Origin of the sequence: Streptomyces sp. NPDC057010, from assembly GCF_042673805.1 — a bacterium.
Taxonomy (GTDB): Bacteria; Actinomycetota; Actinomycetes; order Streptomycetales; family Streptomycetaceae; genus Streptomyces.
On sequence record NZ_JBHUSC010000001.1, the window covers coordinates 400,309 to 416,656 of the forward strand.

Below are 16,348 nucleotides of genomic sequence, written 5' to 3' on the forward strand. Positions count from 1 at the left end.
CCTCCCAACGAACACGGGTCGGTTCGCCCTTCCCTGCCCCGACGGGTCGTCAGATGAAAGCGGGGGAGGATACCGGGATCGTCGGGCAGGCGAAGGGCTTTCCGATAGAGGTGCGTCAACATTTTGTGGAACTGGCGGAATTTCAGCGGTCCGCGGCCAACCGGTGCAGACGCAGCGCTAGTTGGAGTTCGAGCGCTCTGCCGGGCGCGTTCCAGTCCGGGCCGAGCAGGCGGCCGATCCGGTCCAGCCGCTGTACGACCGTGTTCACGTGGACGTGCAGGACCTCCTTGGTCCTGGTCAGGCTGGAGCCCTCCGCGAAGTACGCCTCCAGCGTGCGCGTCAGGTCGGTACCGCGCGCGGCGTCGTAGTCCAGTACGGCAGCGAGCGTGCTCCGTACGTAACCGGCCACCCCGGCCCGGTCGCCGAGGAGCACGCCGACGAACCCGAGCTCGGACAGGGCGCCGCCGCGGCCGCTCTGGCCCAGGGCGCGCAGGGCGGACAGGCAGCGGTGGGCCTCGGCGTGCGCCGCGGGAAGGCCGGCCGGGCCCGATACCGGTCCGCCCGCGCCGACGGTGACCTCGGCGGACGCCGCCTGCCCGAGCTCGGCGGCCAGGGAGCGGGCGCTCGCACCCGGGTCCCTGACCGGGGCCACGACCACCACCTGCCCGTGGTGGAGCCCCGCCAGGCCCTCGCGCGCCCGGGCACCGCGGGTGGCGGCGGCCAGCAGCCGCTGCCGGTCGGCCGTCCCGCCGTGCGCCACGAACACCCCGTACGGGCGGTCCAGATCGACGCCCAGCCTGCGGGCGCGCGCCGCGAGGCTGCCCGGGTCCCCGGTCGGGGACAGCAGGTCGTTCAGCAGCTCCCCGCGGACGCGGTCCTCGGTCTCGGCGACCGACCGGCGCAGCAGGAGCAGCAGCGCGGTGACCACACCGGCGCGCTCGAACAGCAGCCGGTCGGCGTCCGCGAGGTCCGGGCGGCCGGTCAGCACGATGCTGCCGAGCAGTTCGGGTCCGGCCAGCACGGCGCACACCCACGTCCCGTCCCGTTGCACGGCCCGGCCGCCGGCCCGCGAGGCGGCGACCGCGCCGTCGGGCGGGGGCAGCGGCCGCGCCCCCGTACGGGCCAGTTCGGCGCCCTCGGCGTCGTGGATCAGGATGCCGCCGTCCAGGATGTCCGCGAGCCGGCCGGCCACCCCGGCGGCGTCCCCGCCGCGCAGGACGAGGTCGGTCAGCTGGTCGTGGGCGTGCTCGGCGCGGCGCAGGGCCTCGCTCTGGGCCCGGATGGTCGCGGTGGCGGCGCCCAGGTCGACGAGCGCGGTCCGGGTCTCCTCCAGCAGCCGGGCGCCGTCGATGGCGATGGCCGCGTGGTCGGCCAGCGAGGAGAGCAGCGCGACCTCGTCGGGGGTGAACTCGCGCGGGGTGCGGTCGGCGGCGTAGAGCACGCCGATGACCCGGGCGCCCACGCGCAGGGGTACGCCGAGGATCGCCCGCAGCCCCTCGTCCCGTACAGCGCTGTCGATGGCGCCGGTGTGCCGGAAGCGGTCGTCGGCCTGGTAGTCGCCGGTGGCGTAGGGGCGGGCGGTCTGGGCGACGAGCCCGCCGAGCCCTTCGCCCATGCCGAGCCGCACCCGCTGGAAGGAGGCGGCGACGGAGCCGTCGGTGACCCGCATGTAGGTGTCGCCGGCGGCTTCGTCGTTGAGGGACAGGTAGGCGACTCCGGTGCCGAGCAGCATCTTGGCCCGGTGCACGATCGCCCGCAGCACGGCGTCCGGATCGCGCAGGCCGGCCAGGTCGCTGGCCGTGTCGAACAGCGCGGTGAGCTGCGCTTCGCGGCGGCGGTGCCGGCTGAGGGTGCGGCGGATGCGCAGGGCCACCTCGGTGGCCTCGGCGAGCTCGGCCAGCTCGTCCGCCGGGGCGCCCGCCTCCTTGGCCTCGGCGGCCGCACGGGCGAACTCCTCGGCGGGCGCCCCCTGGGCCAGCAGGTCCAGGAGGCGCCGCACGCCGGGCCGGGTGTTCGGTTTGCCGGTGGCTGTCACGGTGCGGAGCATACGGCGGTCGGCCCGGTCAGCCGCCGAGCGGAACGGAATCGTGCCGCCCACGGGCCTGCGCCGGCACGGGGGTGACCGGCCCGTCCTGCGCCAGGTCGCGCCCGCGGGTCTCCCTGGCGACCAGGACGGTCAGGGCGGTGACGAGAGCCGTGACGCAGAGGTAGACCGACACCGGGACGGAGGAGCCGTAGTCCTTGAGGAGCTCGACGGCGATGATCGGCGCGAGGGCCCCGCCGACGATGGAGGCGAGCTGGGAGCCCATCGAGGCGCCCGAGTAGCGGACCTTGGTGTCGAACATCTCGGAGATGAAGGCCGCCTGGGGGCCGTACATCGCCCCGTGCAGCAGGAGCCCGACGGTGACCGCGAGGGCGATGACGGGGAAGGACTTCTCGTCGAGCAGGGCGAAGAAGGCGAACGCCCAGCCCGCCATCCCGACGGCGCCGATCAGGGTGACCGGGCGGCGGCCGATGCGGTCCGAGAGGGCGCCCCACAGCGGGATGGTGACGAAGTGGACGGCCGAGCCGATGAGTACGGCGTTCAGCGCGTCGCTCTTGGGGAGCCCCAGGTGGGAGGTGACGTAGACGAGCAGGAAGGCGGTGAGGACGTAGTACGAGACGTTCTCGCCCAGCCGGGTGCCGATCGCGGTGAGGACCTGGCGCCAACCGTCGCGGAACACCTGGACGACGGGCGGCTTCTCCCTGACCCCCGCCGCCGCCTCGTCGGCCGCCTTGCGCTGTGCTTCGAGGAAGACGGGGGACTCGGAGACGGACAGCCGGATCCACAGGCCGATCACCACCAGCACTCCGGAGAGCAGGAACGGGATCCGCCAGCCCCAGGCGAGGAACGCCGCGTCGGACTGCACGGCGGCGAGCAGCGCCAGCACGCCGGTGGCGAGCAGGTTCCCGCCCGGCGCACCGGCCTGCGGCCAGGCGGCCCAGAATCCGCGGTGCTTCTCGCCCCCGTGCTCCGAGACGAGCAGGACCGCGCCGCCCCACTCGCCGCCGAGCGCGAAACCCTGGACCAGGCGGAGCACGGTCAGCAGGACCGGGGCGCCGGCGCCGATCGCGGCGTGCGTGGGCAGCAGTCCCATGGCGAAGGTCGCGCCGCCCATCATCACCAGACTCAGGACGAGGAGCTTCTTGCGGCCGACCTTGTCGCCGTAGTGGCCGAAGACGATCCCGCCCAGCGGGCGGGCGGCGAAGCCGACGGCGTAGGTCAGGAAGGCGAGCAGGGTGCCCACGAGGGGGTCGCTGGAGGGGAAGAACAGCTTGTTGAACACCAGGGCGGCGGCGGAGCCGTACAGGAAGAAGTCGTACCACTCGACGGTGGTCCCGACGAGGCCGGCCGCGACGATCCTCCTGATGTCGGACCGGGCCGGTGGAGCCGTTGCGGGCGAGACCATGTGCACCACTTCCAGGGGGCTGGGGGGACGGTCGGTGTCGCCACAAGGTAGAAGTCCACAGGTCGGCGGTGTATGTGGTGGGACATCACAATCGGGCGGCATCCTGTGTTCGCCACCACCACACGGCCGGCGAAGACGCGCGAAGGTGTACAACGAACTCATCTCCCGCGCCGGGACTCCGTCCGGAAAGGCACCACCCTGAACGCCGCACACGCAGAAGTACTGTCCGTCGTCCTGCTCCTGGCGGTGCTGGCCTGCGCGGTGATCAGGCCGTGGGGCTGGCCGGAGGCGGTCGTGGCCGTTCCCGCCGCCGGGGTCGTCATCGCCACCGGAGCGATCTCCGTCGAGCACGCGGCGGCCGAGGCCGCCCGGCTGGGCCCGGTGATCGGCTTCCTCGCGGCCGTCCTCGTCCTGGCCCAGCTGTGCGACGACGAGGGCCTGTTCCACGCGTGCGGCGCCTGGATGGCACGTCGGGCGGCCGGCCGCCCGCGCCGCCTGCTGGTCCTCGTGTTCGTGACGGCCTCCCTCATCACCGCGGTGCTCAGCCTGGACGCGACGGTGGTGCTGCTGACCCCGGTGGTCTTCGCCACCGCCGCCCGGCTGGGCGCCCGGGCCAAGCCGCACGTCTACGCCTGCACCCACCTGTCGAACACGGCCTCGCTGCTGCTGCCGGTCTCCAACCTGACCAACCTGCTGGCGTTCGCCGCGAGCGGCCTGACCTTCACCCGCTTCGCCGCGCTGATGACGCTTCCCTGGCTGGCCGCCATCGGCGCGCAGTACGTGGTGATCCGCCGCTTCTTCGCCCTCGACCTGGACGCGGGCGCCGACGCCCCGCCCGCCGCCGAGCCGCCCGAACTGCCGCTGTTCGCACTGCTCACGGTGGCGGGCACCCTGGCGGGCTTCGTGCTGACCTCGGCGCTCGGCGTCGACCCCGCCTGGGCGGCGGCCGCGGGCGCGGCCGTCCTGGCGGCCCGTGCCCTGGCCCAGCGGCGCACCACCCCCGTGGCGATCGTGCGGGCCGCGTCCTTGCCGTTCTGCGTCTTCGTGGCGGCGCTGGGCATCGTGGTCCAGGCGGTGGTGGACAACGGCCTCGCGGAGGCGCTGGGCCACCTCGTGCCCTCCGGCACCGGCCTGCCGGCCCTCCTCGCCATCGCGGCACTGGCGGCCGTACTGGCGAACGTCATCAACAACCTGCCCGCCGTCCTGGTGATGCTGCCGCTGACCGCGCCCACCGGACCGGGCGCCGTCCTGGCCGTGCTCCTCGGCGTGAACATCGGTCCCAACCTCACCTACGCCGGCTCCCTGGCCACGCTCCTGTGGCGGCGTATCGTGCACGAACACGACACCGACGTGGAGCTGGGCGAGTTCACCCGGCTCGGCCTGCTCGCCGTGCCCACCGCCCTGCTGCTCTCGGTGGCGGCGCTGTGGGTGTCACTCCAAACGATCGGAGGCTGAACCGGGTGACCGTCATCGTCTGGATCGTGGAGGGCACCTGGCCCGCGTGCGTGGACGCGGCGCGCACCCACGCGCCCGAGGGGGCCGAGGTGGTGCTGCTGCACGTCACCGGCCCCGAGGCACCGGGCGCCGCACACGGCGCCTACGCGGGGCTGCTGGGGCGCGCACGCCCCGACCGTGACCCCGGCACACGCATGGAGCACCTGGCCGCCACGGCCGGCGAACACCTTCTCGCCGGCGCGGCCGAGCGGCTGGGGCGCCCGTGCACCAGACAAGAACGCACGGGCCGCGTCGAACGCGAAGTCGTGGCCGCCGCCGAAGGCGCCGACCTGCTCGTCCTCGCCCGTGACGGCGACCGCACCCACCCCGGACCCCGCAGCATGGGCCCCGCCGGCCGGTACGTCGTCGACCACGCCCCCTGTCCCGTCCTGCTGGTCTGGCCGGAGACGGCACCCGGCACGGCCTGATCGTCGGCCGTACGGGGGAGGCCGCCGGGGCGTGGGACGCCCGCGGGCATCAGAGGGGCCAGGCTGGGCAGCGGGATGGATGTTCCCTCCCCAATCGGACGACAAGGGAGTTCGTCGTGGCCCACGCAACCGACCCGCCCGCACCCCGGCCGGCGCACGGCGGTGACCCCGGACCGGGTCCGCGCCCACCGGCCGACGCGGTCGCCGGGGCTTCCCGCTCCCGCGTGACCCTGCGCGTCAACGGCGTCGGCCACGACCTCGACGTGGACCACCGCGTCACGCTCCTCGACGCCCTGCGCGAGCACCTGGACCTGACCGGCGCCAAGAAGGGATGCGACCACGGGCAGTGTGGCGCCTGCACCGTCCTCGTCGACGGCCGGCGCGCCAACAGCTGCCTGCTGCTCGCCGTCGCCCTCGACGGCTGCGAGGTCACCACCGTGGAAGGCCTCGCCGCCCCCGACGGCGCCCTCCACCCGCTCCAGCGCGCCTTCATCGAGCACGACGCCTTCCAGTGCGGCTACTGCACCCCCGGCCAGCTCTGCTCCGCCGTCGGCGCGCTCCGCGAAGCCGCCGCCGGACACCCCTCGCACGTCACCCCCACCGCTGCCCAGGCCGGGCCCGCCGCGCTGACCCCCGAGGAGATCAGGGAACGGCTCAGCGGGAACCTGTGCCGCTGCGGCGCCTACCCCATGATCGTCCGGGCCGTCGCCGAAGCGGGCGCGGACACCGCGGCCACCAGGACCGGCGCGGAAGTGATCGCATGAAGCCCTTCGCCTACGTACGCGCAACCAGCCTCCGAGAGGCCACCGACGCCTACGCCGCACACCCCGGCTCCCGCTACCTCGGCGGCGGCACCAACCTCGTGGACCTGATGAAACTGGGCGTCGAGACCCCCACCGCCCTCATCGACATCTCCCGGCTCCCCCTGGAGGAGATCACCGAACTCCCCGACGGGGGCCTGCGCGTCGGCGCCACGGTCCGGGGCAGCGACCTGGCCGCCGACCCCCGGGTGCGCACCCGCTACCCGCTGCTCGCACAGGCACTGCTCGCCGGCGCCTCCGGTCAGCTCCGCAACGTCGCCACCACCGGCGGCAACCTGCTCCAGCGCACCCGTTGCGCCTACTTCCAGGACCCCTCCAAGCCCTGCAACAAGCGCGAACCCGGCAGCGGCTGCGGGGCCCGCGACGGAATCCACCGCGACCACGCGGTACTGGGACACTCCGAGCACTGCATCGCCACCCACCCCTCCGACATGGCCGTGGCCCTCGCCGCGCTGGACGCCGAAGTCGAGCTGTACGGCGGAGCGGACACCACCCGCACCGTCGCGGCCACCGAGTTCCACCGGCTGCCCGGTGACCACCCCGAGCAGGACACCGTCATCCGCCCCGGCGAGATCATCACCGGGGTGCTCCTGCCCCCCGCGGCGCCCGGCGCCCGCTCGCTCTACCGCAAGGCCCGCGAACGTGCCTCCTACGCCTTCGCCCTCGCGTCGGTCGCCGTCGTCCTCGACCTCGACGAAGGCCGCGTACGCCGGATCGCCCTCGCCTTCGGCGGCCTCGCCCACCGGCCCTGGCGGGCCACCACCGCCGAGGCGCGGCTGACCGGCGCCGAACCGCACCCCGACACCGTCCGCGCCGCCGTCGACGCGGAGCTCGCCCGGGCAGTGCCCCTGCGCGACAACGCGTACAAGATCCCCCTCGCCCGCAACCTCGCCTGCGACGCCGTCGCCACGCTGGCCGGTGCGCACGCCGGTTCCCCCGCCACGCCGTGAGCGGCGCCACCGATCCGGAACAGGACCACGATGAGCCCCACCTCCGCCACCCTCGACACGACCACCGCCGAGGCCGTGCTCGGTGCCCCCGTCCCGCGGCGCGAAGGCCGGGAGAAGGTGACCGGCACCGCCCGCTACGCCGCCGAACGGCACCTGCCGCAACGGGCCTACGCCTGGCCCGTGCCCGCGACGGTCGCCCGCGGCCGGATCACCGCCGTCGACACGGCCGTGGCCCTGGCCCTGCCCGGCGTACTGGGCGTGCTCACCCCGTACGACGCACCGCGCCTGGGGCCCTCCGACGACCCCACCCTCCAACTGCTCCAGGACCTGCGGGTGCCCCACCGCGGCTGGTACGTGGCGCTGGCCATCGCCGACACCCTGGAGGAGGCCCGGGCCGCCGCCGACGCGGTGCGCGTCACCTACGAGGCGGAGCCGCACGACGTCACCCTGCGCGAGGGACACCCCGGCCTGTACACCCCCGAGGAGGTCAACGGCGGCTACCCCGCGCACCGCGAACAGGGCGACCCGGACGCGGCGTTCGCCGCCGCCCCCGTACGTGTCGACGCCCACTACTCGGTGCCGCCACTGCACAACCACGCGATGGAGCCGCACGCCGCCACCGCGGACTGGGACGCCGGGCGCGGCCACCTCACCGTCTACGACTCCTGCCAGGGCACCACGATCGTGCGCGCGGTCCTGGCCGGACTGTTCCGGCTGCCGGAGGACCGGGTCACCGTCCTGGCCGAGCACGTGGGCGGCGGATTCGGCTCCAAGGGCACACCGCGCCCCCACGTCGTCCTCGCCGTCATGGCCACCCGGCACTGCGGACGCCCCGTCACCCTCGCCCTGCCCCGGCAGCACATGGCCGCGACCGTCGGCCACCGCGCCCCCACCCTGCACCACGTCCGGCTCGGCGCCCGCCCGGACGGCACCCTCACCTCCCTCACCCACGAGGTCACCACGCACACCTCGCAGGTGCGCGAGTTCGTGGAGCAGGCCGCCGTACCCGCCCGGGTGATGTATGCCGCCCCGGACAACCGCACCACCCACCGCGTCGCCGCGCTCGACGTCCCCACCCCTTCCTGGATGCGGGCGCCGGGCGAAACCCCCGGCATGTACGCCCTGGAGTCGGCCATGGACGAGCTGGCCGACGCCCTCGGCATGGACCCCGTCGAGCTGCGCGTACGCAACGACCCCGCCACCGAGCCCGACAGCGGCCGCCCCTTCAGCAGCCGTCACCTCGTGGAGTGCCTGCGCGAGGGCGCGAGGCGCTTCGGCTGGGCCGGCCGCCGGCCGCCCCTGCGGGAGGGGCCGCTCCTCGTCGGCAGCGGCGTGGCCGCCGCCACCTACCCCGTGTACATCGCCCCCGCCGGCGCCCGGGCCCACGCCCGCCCCGACGGGAGCTACCTCGTCGAGGTCAACGCCACCGACATCGGGACCGGCGCCCGTACGGTCCTTTCCCAGATCGCCGCCGACGCCCTGCGCGTCCCGCTCGACGACGTCTCGCTGGCCATCGGGAACAGCGCGCTGCCCGCCGGCCCCGTCGCGGGCGGGTCCACCGGGACGGCGTCCTGGGGCTGGGCGGTACACGACGCGTGCACCGCCCTGACCGACCGGCTGGCCCGGCACCAGGGGCCGCTGCCCGAGGCGGGGCTCTCCGCGTCCGCCGACACCACCCAGTCGGCGAAGCAGAAGTCACCGTACGCGCGCCACGCGTTCGGGGCGCACTTCGCCGAGGTCCAGGCCGACACCGTCACCGGGGAGGTACGCGTCCGCCGGCTGCTGGGCGTCTTCGCCGCCGGCCATGTCCTCAACCCCCGCACGGCACGGTCGCAGTTCATCGGGGGAATGGTGATGGGGCTGGGCATGGCGCTGACCGAACACGGCAGCCTCGACCCGGCGTTCGGCGATTTCGCGGAGCGCGACCTGGCCACCTACCACGTGCCGGCGAACGCCGACGTCCCGGCCATCGAGGCCCACTGGATCGACGAGCACGACAAGCACCTCAATCCGATGGGCAGCAAGGGCATCGGCGAGATCGGCATCGTCGGCGCCGCGGCGGCCATCGGCAACGCCCTGAGCCAGGCCACCGGCCGGCGCCTGCGCGAACTGCCCCTGACCCCCGACCGGGTCCTGGCGGCCCTCGCCGGCGAGCGGGCCGGGGCGGGAGGCGCCGGATGACAGCCGCACGTGCTCCGGCCGTGGCGGGGACGATCCCGCGCTCACACCGGCAGTACCCGCGCCCTTCGCGCGGCGTCCTGCCAGGCCGTCCGGTGCGCCCGGGCCACGGACTCGGCGTGGCGCAGTGCCGACGGCGGCACCGGTGCGCGGCACAGGGCGTCGAGGGTCTCCAGCATCCGCCCGGCGAACCGTTCGCCGAGGGGGGTGAGCCGGCCGGAGCCCAGGACGGCGAGGGTCGCCTCGCGGGCGGCCGAGCGCCAGCGGGCGAACTGGGTGTGGGCGGTGGCCCGCAGGGCCGGGTCCGGCTCCGTTCCGCGGTGCCGGCCCCAGAACTGCGCGACTCCCAGATGGGCGTACGCCCCGTGGAAGAGGCCGAGCAGAGGACGCGGGTCGGGGCGCCACGGCGCGTAGTACAGCTCCTCACCGCCCCCCTCGAACAGGTCGAAGAGGTGCAGCATCGCCGCGAACTTGTTGTGCTGCATCTCGTGCGCCAGCGTCACCGCGAACACGGCAGTCGTCGGGGGCGGCGAGAGCGCCATGCACCCGAAGGTCTCCGCGTTGCTGCCGCTGACCACCCCCCGGCCCGTGCCGGACAGCGGAACCAGGACCCGGGGGCCGGCGGCCAGCTCCTCGTACACCGCCGGATGGCCGGTGCGCAGCATCCGGCAGGCGTCCCGGGCCCCCGCCGCCCAGCGGCCCCTCTCGTCGGGGCCCGGACCGTCCGGGCGACCCGCGGCCCTCGGGAACGAGCGCGGGTCCAGGGTGTCGAGCACCAGCGCGGCGCCCGTGTCCAGCGTGGTCAGCAGGTGTGCGCCCTGCCAGCGGTCGCCCGTCCCGTACGGACCGGCCGGTACCGCCACCGGGCCGGAGGCGGCACGCGCCACCGGGGCGGCGATGGTGGCCCGGCCCTCGGCGTCCACGCGCAGCTCGGCGTGGCCGCCGGGGCGCAGGCCCGGGAAATGGGCCCGGCCGAGCGACGGCAGGGCCACCCAGGGGCCCTCGGCCGGCCACCGTACGCGGGCGGGCAGCCCGGCCCGGACCGTGGCCGCAGCGGCGAGCGCGGTGAACCAGTGCACCGGCGGAGCCTCCCCGGAGGGCCTCGCCAGCCGGGCGAGCAGGCCGAAGAGCGCCGGGCCCGCCGACGGGTGGGTGAGTACGGCGTCGGCGGCCCCGGGCGCCACGCGGCGGGCCTCGACGAGCAACTCCCAGGCGAGCTCCGCCTCCTGCGCCACAGTACCGCCGGCCCCACGCGCGGCGGTGGTCACGGCGTGCACGACGGCGAGGCGCCTGCTGTGCTCGGCCCGGGCGAGCAGGCCCAGGGCCTCGGCGCCGCCGCCGCCCGCGGCGACCGCGTCGAACAGCCCGCCCGGGAAGCGGTGCGGCAGCGGCGTCATGGTCATGCCGCCGTGCCTTCCGTGCCGGCCTTCAACTCCGCCACGTCCTGGACCAGCCGGCCCCGCACCCGCCTGATCAGCGACGCCAGGTCCGCGCAGTACACGCTCGGGTTGGCGAACCCCGTGGCGCGGCGGTAGCGGGTGACGTAGTGGCCGCCCCCGCACACCCGGTGCAGCGGGCAGGCGCGGCACTCGGCGCACAGGCCGTCGGCTCCCCACTGGCGGGCCGCGATCCCCGGGTGGCGCAGCAGCCTGTCGAAGGAATGGCGCCACACGTCGAGGCCGGTGCGCGCCGCCCCCTCGTACGCGGTACGCAGGGAGTCGTCCTGGGCCAGGGAGCCGTCGCTCTCCACCACGGCGTAGCGCGCCGGAGCGAGACCGAGGGACTCCGTCCGCGGGGTCCCGCCGAGCAGCAGGGACAAGACGTCGTCGAGGTGACGGACTGCGGTCTCGCGCACCGGGGCCCCGTACCAGCGTTCGAAGACCGCCCACAGCCAGTCCGCGTACGGCGTGTGCCCTCCCCCGGGGACGAGCCCCGGCGGCGGGCTGTGCCAATTGCCCAGCGGAAGAAGGAAGTCGACGGCGGGCGGGCGGTGCGCGAGCAGCGCCTCGTAGGTGCGCACGGGGTTGTTGCGCAGGTCGATGGTGCACAGCAGCCCCGCGAACAGCGGCCGGTAGGGTGCGCTCGCGAGCAGCGCCAGGGCCTCCTCGACCCGGGCGTGGCTGCCCCGCCCGTCGGCCCCGCGCCGGTGCCGGTCGTGGGCGGCGCGCCCGCCGTCGGTGCTCACCCCGACGCTGATGCCCGCCTCACCGCACAGGTCGAGCCGGTCCCTGGTGAGGCGCACCCCGTTGGTCTGCAGGGACAGGTGCAGTCGTACGCCGTCGCCGACGGCCGCGCGCAGCACCCGGGCCGTACGGGCGAGCGCGGCGTCCCCGGCGAGCAGGGGCTCGCCCCCGTGCAGGACGACACCGGCCTCACGCAGTCCGTGCGCGGACAGGTGTTCGGCGATGCGCTCGGCCGTACGGTCGACGACGGCCGGGGCCATGGCACGCGGCTGCCTGCGCCAACTCTGGTCGTGAGAGCGGTACATGTAGCAGTAGTCGCAGGCGAGGTCGCAGCGGCTGTGCACCTTGAGGACGAAGGAATGGAGCGGAAACGGCTCCCAGCCGGCCGCTTCCCGTTCCGCCACGTCGGTGGCCCTCGGCCAGGGCGGCTCGGCATGGCGCAGTGGCGGTCGACTCATCCGCTCCCCCCGAAGACGTGCGCCGTCGATCCGTCGCACTGGGTCCTCGCGCATGGGGACCGGGGCACACTCCGTTCGGCCAGTATTTGGTCGCAGTGCGCGGACCGTCAACATCACGATTGAGCCAAGAGGAGCTGGCAGAAGCGCAGTTGGGGCACTTCGGGGGCGCTTTCGACTGCCGCGGGGGCGTGCTGCGGCGCTACCCTGGGGCGGACACCGGTTTCCCCGGACGCGCCGGAGGGTGGACCCCATTGGACCCCATGACAGTTGCCGAGGAGGGTGCGCCCGGCGCGCTCGCCGACACCGACACGGCCGACGCGGAGTCCGTCGTCGTGGACATCGCAGGGCTGGACCTGGAGGACGTGGCCGCCCTTCCCGACTCCGTGCTCGGCGCCCTGCTGCGCCGGATACACGACAGCTGTGCGGCCGGCGACCCGTTCGTCACCGGGCACCGGGAGAGCCAGTGAGAGGGCGCGCCCCGTCCGGTCGGCGGCGCCCGCCGGACACTGCGGACGCGGCGCGCACCTGCCCCGGAGATCAGGCACCGAGCCCTATACTGACGCCCCTGCATGTCTGCTATGTCCCCCTTCAGTTGCTGCCACCCCGCCGAGCGGAGAGGTCATGCCAGACTCCCACCTCCAGGACCGCCAGGGTTCGTGCACCGTCTTCCTCGCAACCTCGGAGAACCTCGGGCTGAGCACCACCCTGCGCAACACGGCGGACATCCTCGCCGAGGGCAACCGCAGCGTGCTGCTGGTGGACGGCCGCCCCCGCGCCCTGGGCGGCGCCGCCCAGCCCGTGCCGGAGCCGGCGCCCGGGCAGGTCGCCGTCGTCGCGCGCACCGGTCCGCAGGAGTTCACCGCGCTCGGCGAAGACCCCGTCGCCGCCCGCTACGACCACATCCTGATCGAGGCGCCCGTGCCGGACGCCCGCGGCGCGGTGGAGCCGGGCCCGCTGGTGGACTTCGCCGACGCGGTCGTGGTCTGCTTCGCGCTGACCGCCTGGTCCATCGACGGCGCCGCCGCCCTCGCCGAGGACCTCTCCGGCCGCCGCCGCGCCGGCAGGCCCGTACGGCTGCTCACCCTCGGTCTCAAAAGCGACCCCGCGGTCCGCGACCGGCTGCGCGAGGGACGCGAACGGGTGCGGCGCAAGTTCTCGCCCCTCGCCCGGGCCCGCGGTGAGAGCGGGTTCCCCTTCCTGGAGATTCCGTACAACCCCCTGTACCGGGACAGCCGCAGCCTCGCCGTCCAGACCGAGGACGCCGGCACCGTCACCGGACTGCGCCCGTCCTACGAGCAGCTCGCCGACTGGCTGCTGGCGCGCCGCACGGCACGGCTCACCGACGCCACCATCGTCCACTTCCCGCGGCACGCCCCCTGGGCGGCCTGGCTGCGGGAGCGTCTCGGCCAGCAGGGCGTCCGGACCGAGCTGCGCAGAGGAGACGTCTACACCGGCGAGAGCCCCGAGCCCGGCCGGGCCCTGCTCTTCCTCGCCCCGGGCGACGCGGACGACACCCTGCTCGCCCAGATCGGTGCGCTCAACCACACCGACGTACGGATCGTGCTCGTCGACGAACCGTTCCCGAACGCCGAGGCGGCGCACCACGAGCGGATCGACCTGCGCGAGGCCTCCGAGAGCGAGGCGCTGCGGGTCCTCTACGCGGGCCTCGGCCTCGGCCCCGCCCGGCCCGGCGAGGGCGCCGCGGGTGCGCGCTTCCCGCGTCTGCCCGCGGCCACCAACGTCGCTCCCCGGAACGGGAGTTTCGCGGACCGCGACGACCTGCTCACCACGCTGGAGGAGGAGCTGCGGCAGGCCGGCCACGAGGGCGCCGGACTGGTGCTGCACGGACCCAGCGGCTGGGGCAAGAGCGAGGCCGCCCGCGAGCTGTGTCACCGCTACGGCCCCGGCTACGACGTGGTGTGGTGGGTCCGTTCCTGGGACCCGGAGCGCGCCCACCGGGGACTCACCCGGCTGTCCGCCCTCCTCGGTGCGCAGGGGGACCGGCACGGCACGGTGTCCGAGGACGACGGCGTCTCCCGCCTCCTGACCCGCCTCTCGCGCCCCGGCCCGGACTCGCTCAGCTGGCTGATCGTCTTCGACGGCGTGGCGGACCCCGCCGAACTGCAGGGCCTGTTCCCCGTACCGCACGAGCGGGGTCACCTGCTGATCACCAGCAGGAGCCGCCCGGCCGAGCGCCGGCGGGACGACCGCCCGCCCCACCTGACGGCCTTCCCGATGAGCCCCCTGACGGCCGCCGAGGCCCACGCCCTGCTGAGCGAACGCGTCGCGGACCTCACCGCCGAGCAGGTCCAACAGGTCGGCAGCGTCGTGGACTTCGTCCCGCTCGCCCTGCGGGTGGCCGCCCGCTGCCTCGCCGAGAGGGCCGTCGCCCACCGCCTCGACGACCACATGAGCCAGGAAGCGTCGGTCCGCGCGGCCGTCGCGGACTTCTGCGCCGCCTACCGCACCGCCAAGACCGAACTCCTCGCCGACACCGATGCCGTATCCCCCGTGGCCGTCGTGGTGCGCGTCGCCCGCAGGATCGCGGAAGGCACCCCGGGCGCCGCGGCCTGGCGGGGCGAGAGCGCCGAACGGGACGCCCTGGGCTGGCTCCTGAGCGCCGCCTCCCTGCTCACCGGCCGCGGCATGGGACTCGATCTGCTCCGCTCCCGCCGCATCCTGTCCGAGCTGGCCCGCGACGACCTGGCCGGACCGGACCGGCCACCGGCCGGCGCCCCGCGCCCCCCGCACCCCGACGAAGTGCAGCTGCCCGACGAGCACATGGTGAGCGTCGCCCTGTGGGCACTGGCCCAGGTCGGCCTGCTCGACGTCGACTTCGACAACAGGGAACAGCCCCTCGCACAGCACCACGCGCTGCGCGACGTGATCCGGGACGCCATGGACCCCGCCGAGCGGGCGCACGTCGAGTCGGTGCTGCGCGGCGTGCTCGCCGAGCACGGACGCCAGGACGAGAACCTGCCCCCCGACTGGGCGCGCGAGGTGTACTCACTGCGCCTGTGGGAGGACACCCGGCCCCGGGTGCGCCGCTCACTGCTGCGCCACCTCCAGGCGCTCGCCTCGCGCGGCGAGGCCGCCGACCTCGCCCGTCTGCTCGACATCGCCGACCGGGCCCGCGCCTGCTGGCAGCAGGAGGGCGACGAGCACACCCCCGAGTACCTGCGCCTGCTCAACTTCATCGCCCGCGCCCACCGCCTGCGCGGCTCGTACGGGAAGTCCCGCGAGATGTCGCAGGAAGCCCTGCGCGGGCACCGCAGGCTCCTGGGTCTCATGCACCCGCGCACGCTCCTCTCGGCCGACTCGTACGCCGCGACGCTGCGGACGCTCGGCCGCTTCGACGACGCCCTGATGCAGTCCAGGCCGACCGTGGAGGGCCTCACCCTGCTGCTCGGCCCGCAGCACCCCGCCACGGTCCAGGTCGAGCACAACCTCGCCCTCACCGAGGCGCTCACCGGGCGGATCGCCGCGGCCCTCGGACGGATGCTGGAGCACTTCCGCTACCGGCAGGCCGTCGGCGGCAAGGACGACCCGGACGCCTGGCTCTCGGCCGACCTCCTCGCCTACCTGTACCGGGCGACGGGGCGTGACGGAGAGTCCCAGGACCTGCTGCGACAGCGCCTGCGCCGGCACGGCGACACCTGGGACCAGGCACGCCTGGTGACGGAGGTGGGCCTCGCGGTCAGCGAGCGCCGGCTCGCCGACGGGTTCCCCGCCGCCAAGGACCCCCGCTACGGCTTCGAGATGGCCTACGAGCGGGACCAGCGGGCTCTGGAGAAGTACGTCCGCCGCTTCGGGGCCGACCGCTACGACACCCTGCGCTGCCGGTTCAGCCTGGCCGCCGACCTGCACGCCCTCGGCAAGGCGGAGGACGCCGAACTGCAGGCGCGCGCGTGCGGGGAGGCGCTCGCGGACCGGTTCGGCGTGGGCCACCCGTGTACGGCGCTGAGCGACGTCCGGCACGGTGTCTACCTGCGGGCAACGGGCGACCTGGAGCAGGCCGAGTCGACGGGCCGTGCCGCTCTCGACCGGCTCACCCACAAGCTCGGTCTGGCCCATCCGTGGATCGCCGCGGCGGAGAACTCCCTCGCCGCCACCCTCGCCGCGGCCGGCCGCGGCGAGGAAGCGGTCGCCCTCGCCGACGGCGCCCTGGCCCGGCTGCGCGACCTGGGGGTCGCCCACCGGCCGGACGGCCGGCGGGTGCGGGCGCACCACGCGTGGCTCACCGGATCCGAGAGCGCCCGCCCGGTTCCGGCTTCGGGCTTCGACATCGACCTGGAGCTGCCGGAGCTGTAAGAAGACGTACGGAGGGCTGCGAGGTCGCTTCTCAGGCCGTCGTCCCGTCAGCCGTCCCGTCAGTCGTCAGGCATTG

At 74.9% G+C, this 16,348-nt stretch carries 11 protein-coding genes; 7 read left to right on the plus strand and 4 right to left on the minus strand.

All coding sequences use genetic code 11. The features are described from left to right. Positions 1 to 142 precede the first annotated feature (142 nt). Positions 143 to 2,047, minus strand: coding sequence for a helix-turn-helix domain-containing protein (locus ACFTXQ_RS01840; protein WP_382634843.1), 1,905 nt, complete (start codon positions 2,045 to 2,047; stop codon positions 143 to 145). 16 nt (positions 2,048 to 2,063) lie between these two features. Next, positions 2,064 to 3,449, minus strand: coding sequence for an MFS transporter (locus ACFTXQ_RS01845; RefSeq protein WP_382634846.1), 1,386 nt, complete (start codon positions 3,447 to 3,449; stop codon positions 2,064 to 2,066). Positions 3,450 to 3,647: 198 nt separating this feature from the next. Between ACFTXQ_RS01845 and ACFTXQ_RS01850 the strand changes: the two genes are divergently transcribed. The 5 genes from ACFTXQ_RS01850 (at position 3,648) to ACFTXQ_RS01870 (ending at position 9,323) form a co-directional block, all read left to right on the plus strand. After that, on the plus strand, positions 3,648 to 4,904 hold the full coding sequence (locus tag ACFTXQ_RS01850) for an SLC13 family permease (protein WP_382635108.1): 1,257 nt from the start codon (positions 3,648 to 3,650) through the stop codon (positions 4,902 to 4,904). Between the two features lie 5 nt (positions 4,905 to 4,909). Beyond that, entirely contained in the window at positions 4,910 to 5,371 is a 462-nt protein-coding gene (locus ACFTXQ_RS01855) for a universal stress protein (protein ID WP_382634849.1), read from the plus strand. Positions 5,372 to 5,487: 116 nt separating this feature from the next. Then, positions 5,488 to 6,135, plus strand: a complete 648-nt coding sequence (locus ACFTXQ_RS01860) for a 2Fe-2S iron-sulfur cluster-binding protein (RefSeq protein WP_382634852.1) — start codon at positions 5,488 to 5,490, stop codon at positions 6,133 to 6,135. Next, positions 6,132 to 7,142: an FAD binding domain-containing protein gene (locus ACFTXQ_RS01865; protein WP_382634855.1), complete on the plus strand. Its 1,011-nt coding sequence runs from the start codon at positions 6,132 to 6,134 to the stop codon at positions 7,140 to 7,142. Before ACFTXQ_RS01860 ends, ACFTXQ_RS01865 begins: the two co-directional genes overlap by 4 nt. Before the next feature lie 30 nt (positions 7,143 to 7,172). Then, on the plus strand, positions 7,173 to 9,323 hold the full coding sequence (locus ACFTXQ_RS01870) for a xanthine dehydrogenase family protein molybdopterin-binding subunit (protein ID WP_382634856.1): 2,151 nt from the start codon (positions 7,173 to 7,175) through the stop codon (positions 9,321 to 9,323). A gap of 41 nt (positions 9,324 to 9,364) precedes the next feature. Here the strand turns inward: ACFTXQ_RS01870 and ACFTXQ_RS01875 are convergent, their stop codons facing one another. Together ACFTXQ_RS01875 and ACFTXQ_RS01880 are read right to left on the minus strand one after the other, a co-directional pair. After that, on the minus strand, positions 9,365 to 10,723 hold the full coding sequence (locus tag ACFTXQ_RS01875; RefSeq protein WP_382634859.1) for an aKG-HExxH-type peptide beta-hydroxylase: 1,359 nt from the start codon (positions 10,721 to 10,723) through the stop codon (positions 9,365 to 9,367). Beyond that, a complete protein-coding gene (locus ACFTXQ_RS01880; RefSeq protein ID WP_382634862.1) occupies positions 10,720 to 11,961 on the minus strand; it encodes an FxsB family cyclophane-forming radical SAM/SPASM peptide maturase in 1,242 nt (413 codons plus the stop codon). The genes ACFTXQ_RS01875 and ACFTXQ_RS01880 overlap by 4 nt, the downstream gene beginning before the upstream one ends. A gap of 260 nt (positions 11,962 to 12,221) precedes the next feature. Here ACFTXQ_RS01880 and fxsA point away from each other — a divergent pair, with 260 nt between their 5' ends. After that, positions 12,222 to 12,428: an FxSxx-COOH cyclophane-containing RiPP peptide gene (gene fxsA, locus ACFTXQ_RS01885; RefSeq protein WP_382634865.1), complete on the plus strand. Its 207-nt coding sequence runs from the start codon at positions 12,222 to 12,224 to the stop codon at positions 12,426 to 12,428. A gap of 154 nt (positions 12,429 to 12,582) precedes the next feature. Then, entirely contained in the window at positions 12,583 to 16,272 is a 3,690-nt protein-coding gene (fxsT, locus tag ACFTXQ_RS01890; RefSeq protein WP_382634868.1) for an FxSxx-COOH system tetratricopeptide repeat protein, read from the plus strand. The last annotated feature ends 76 nt before the right edge of the window (positions 16,273 to 16,348 follow it).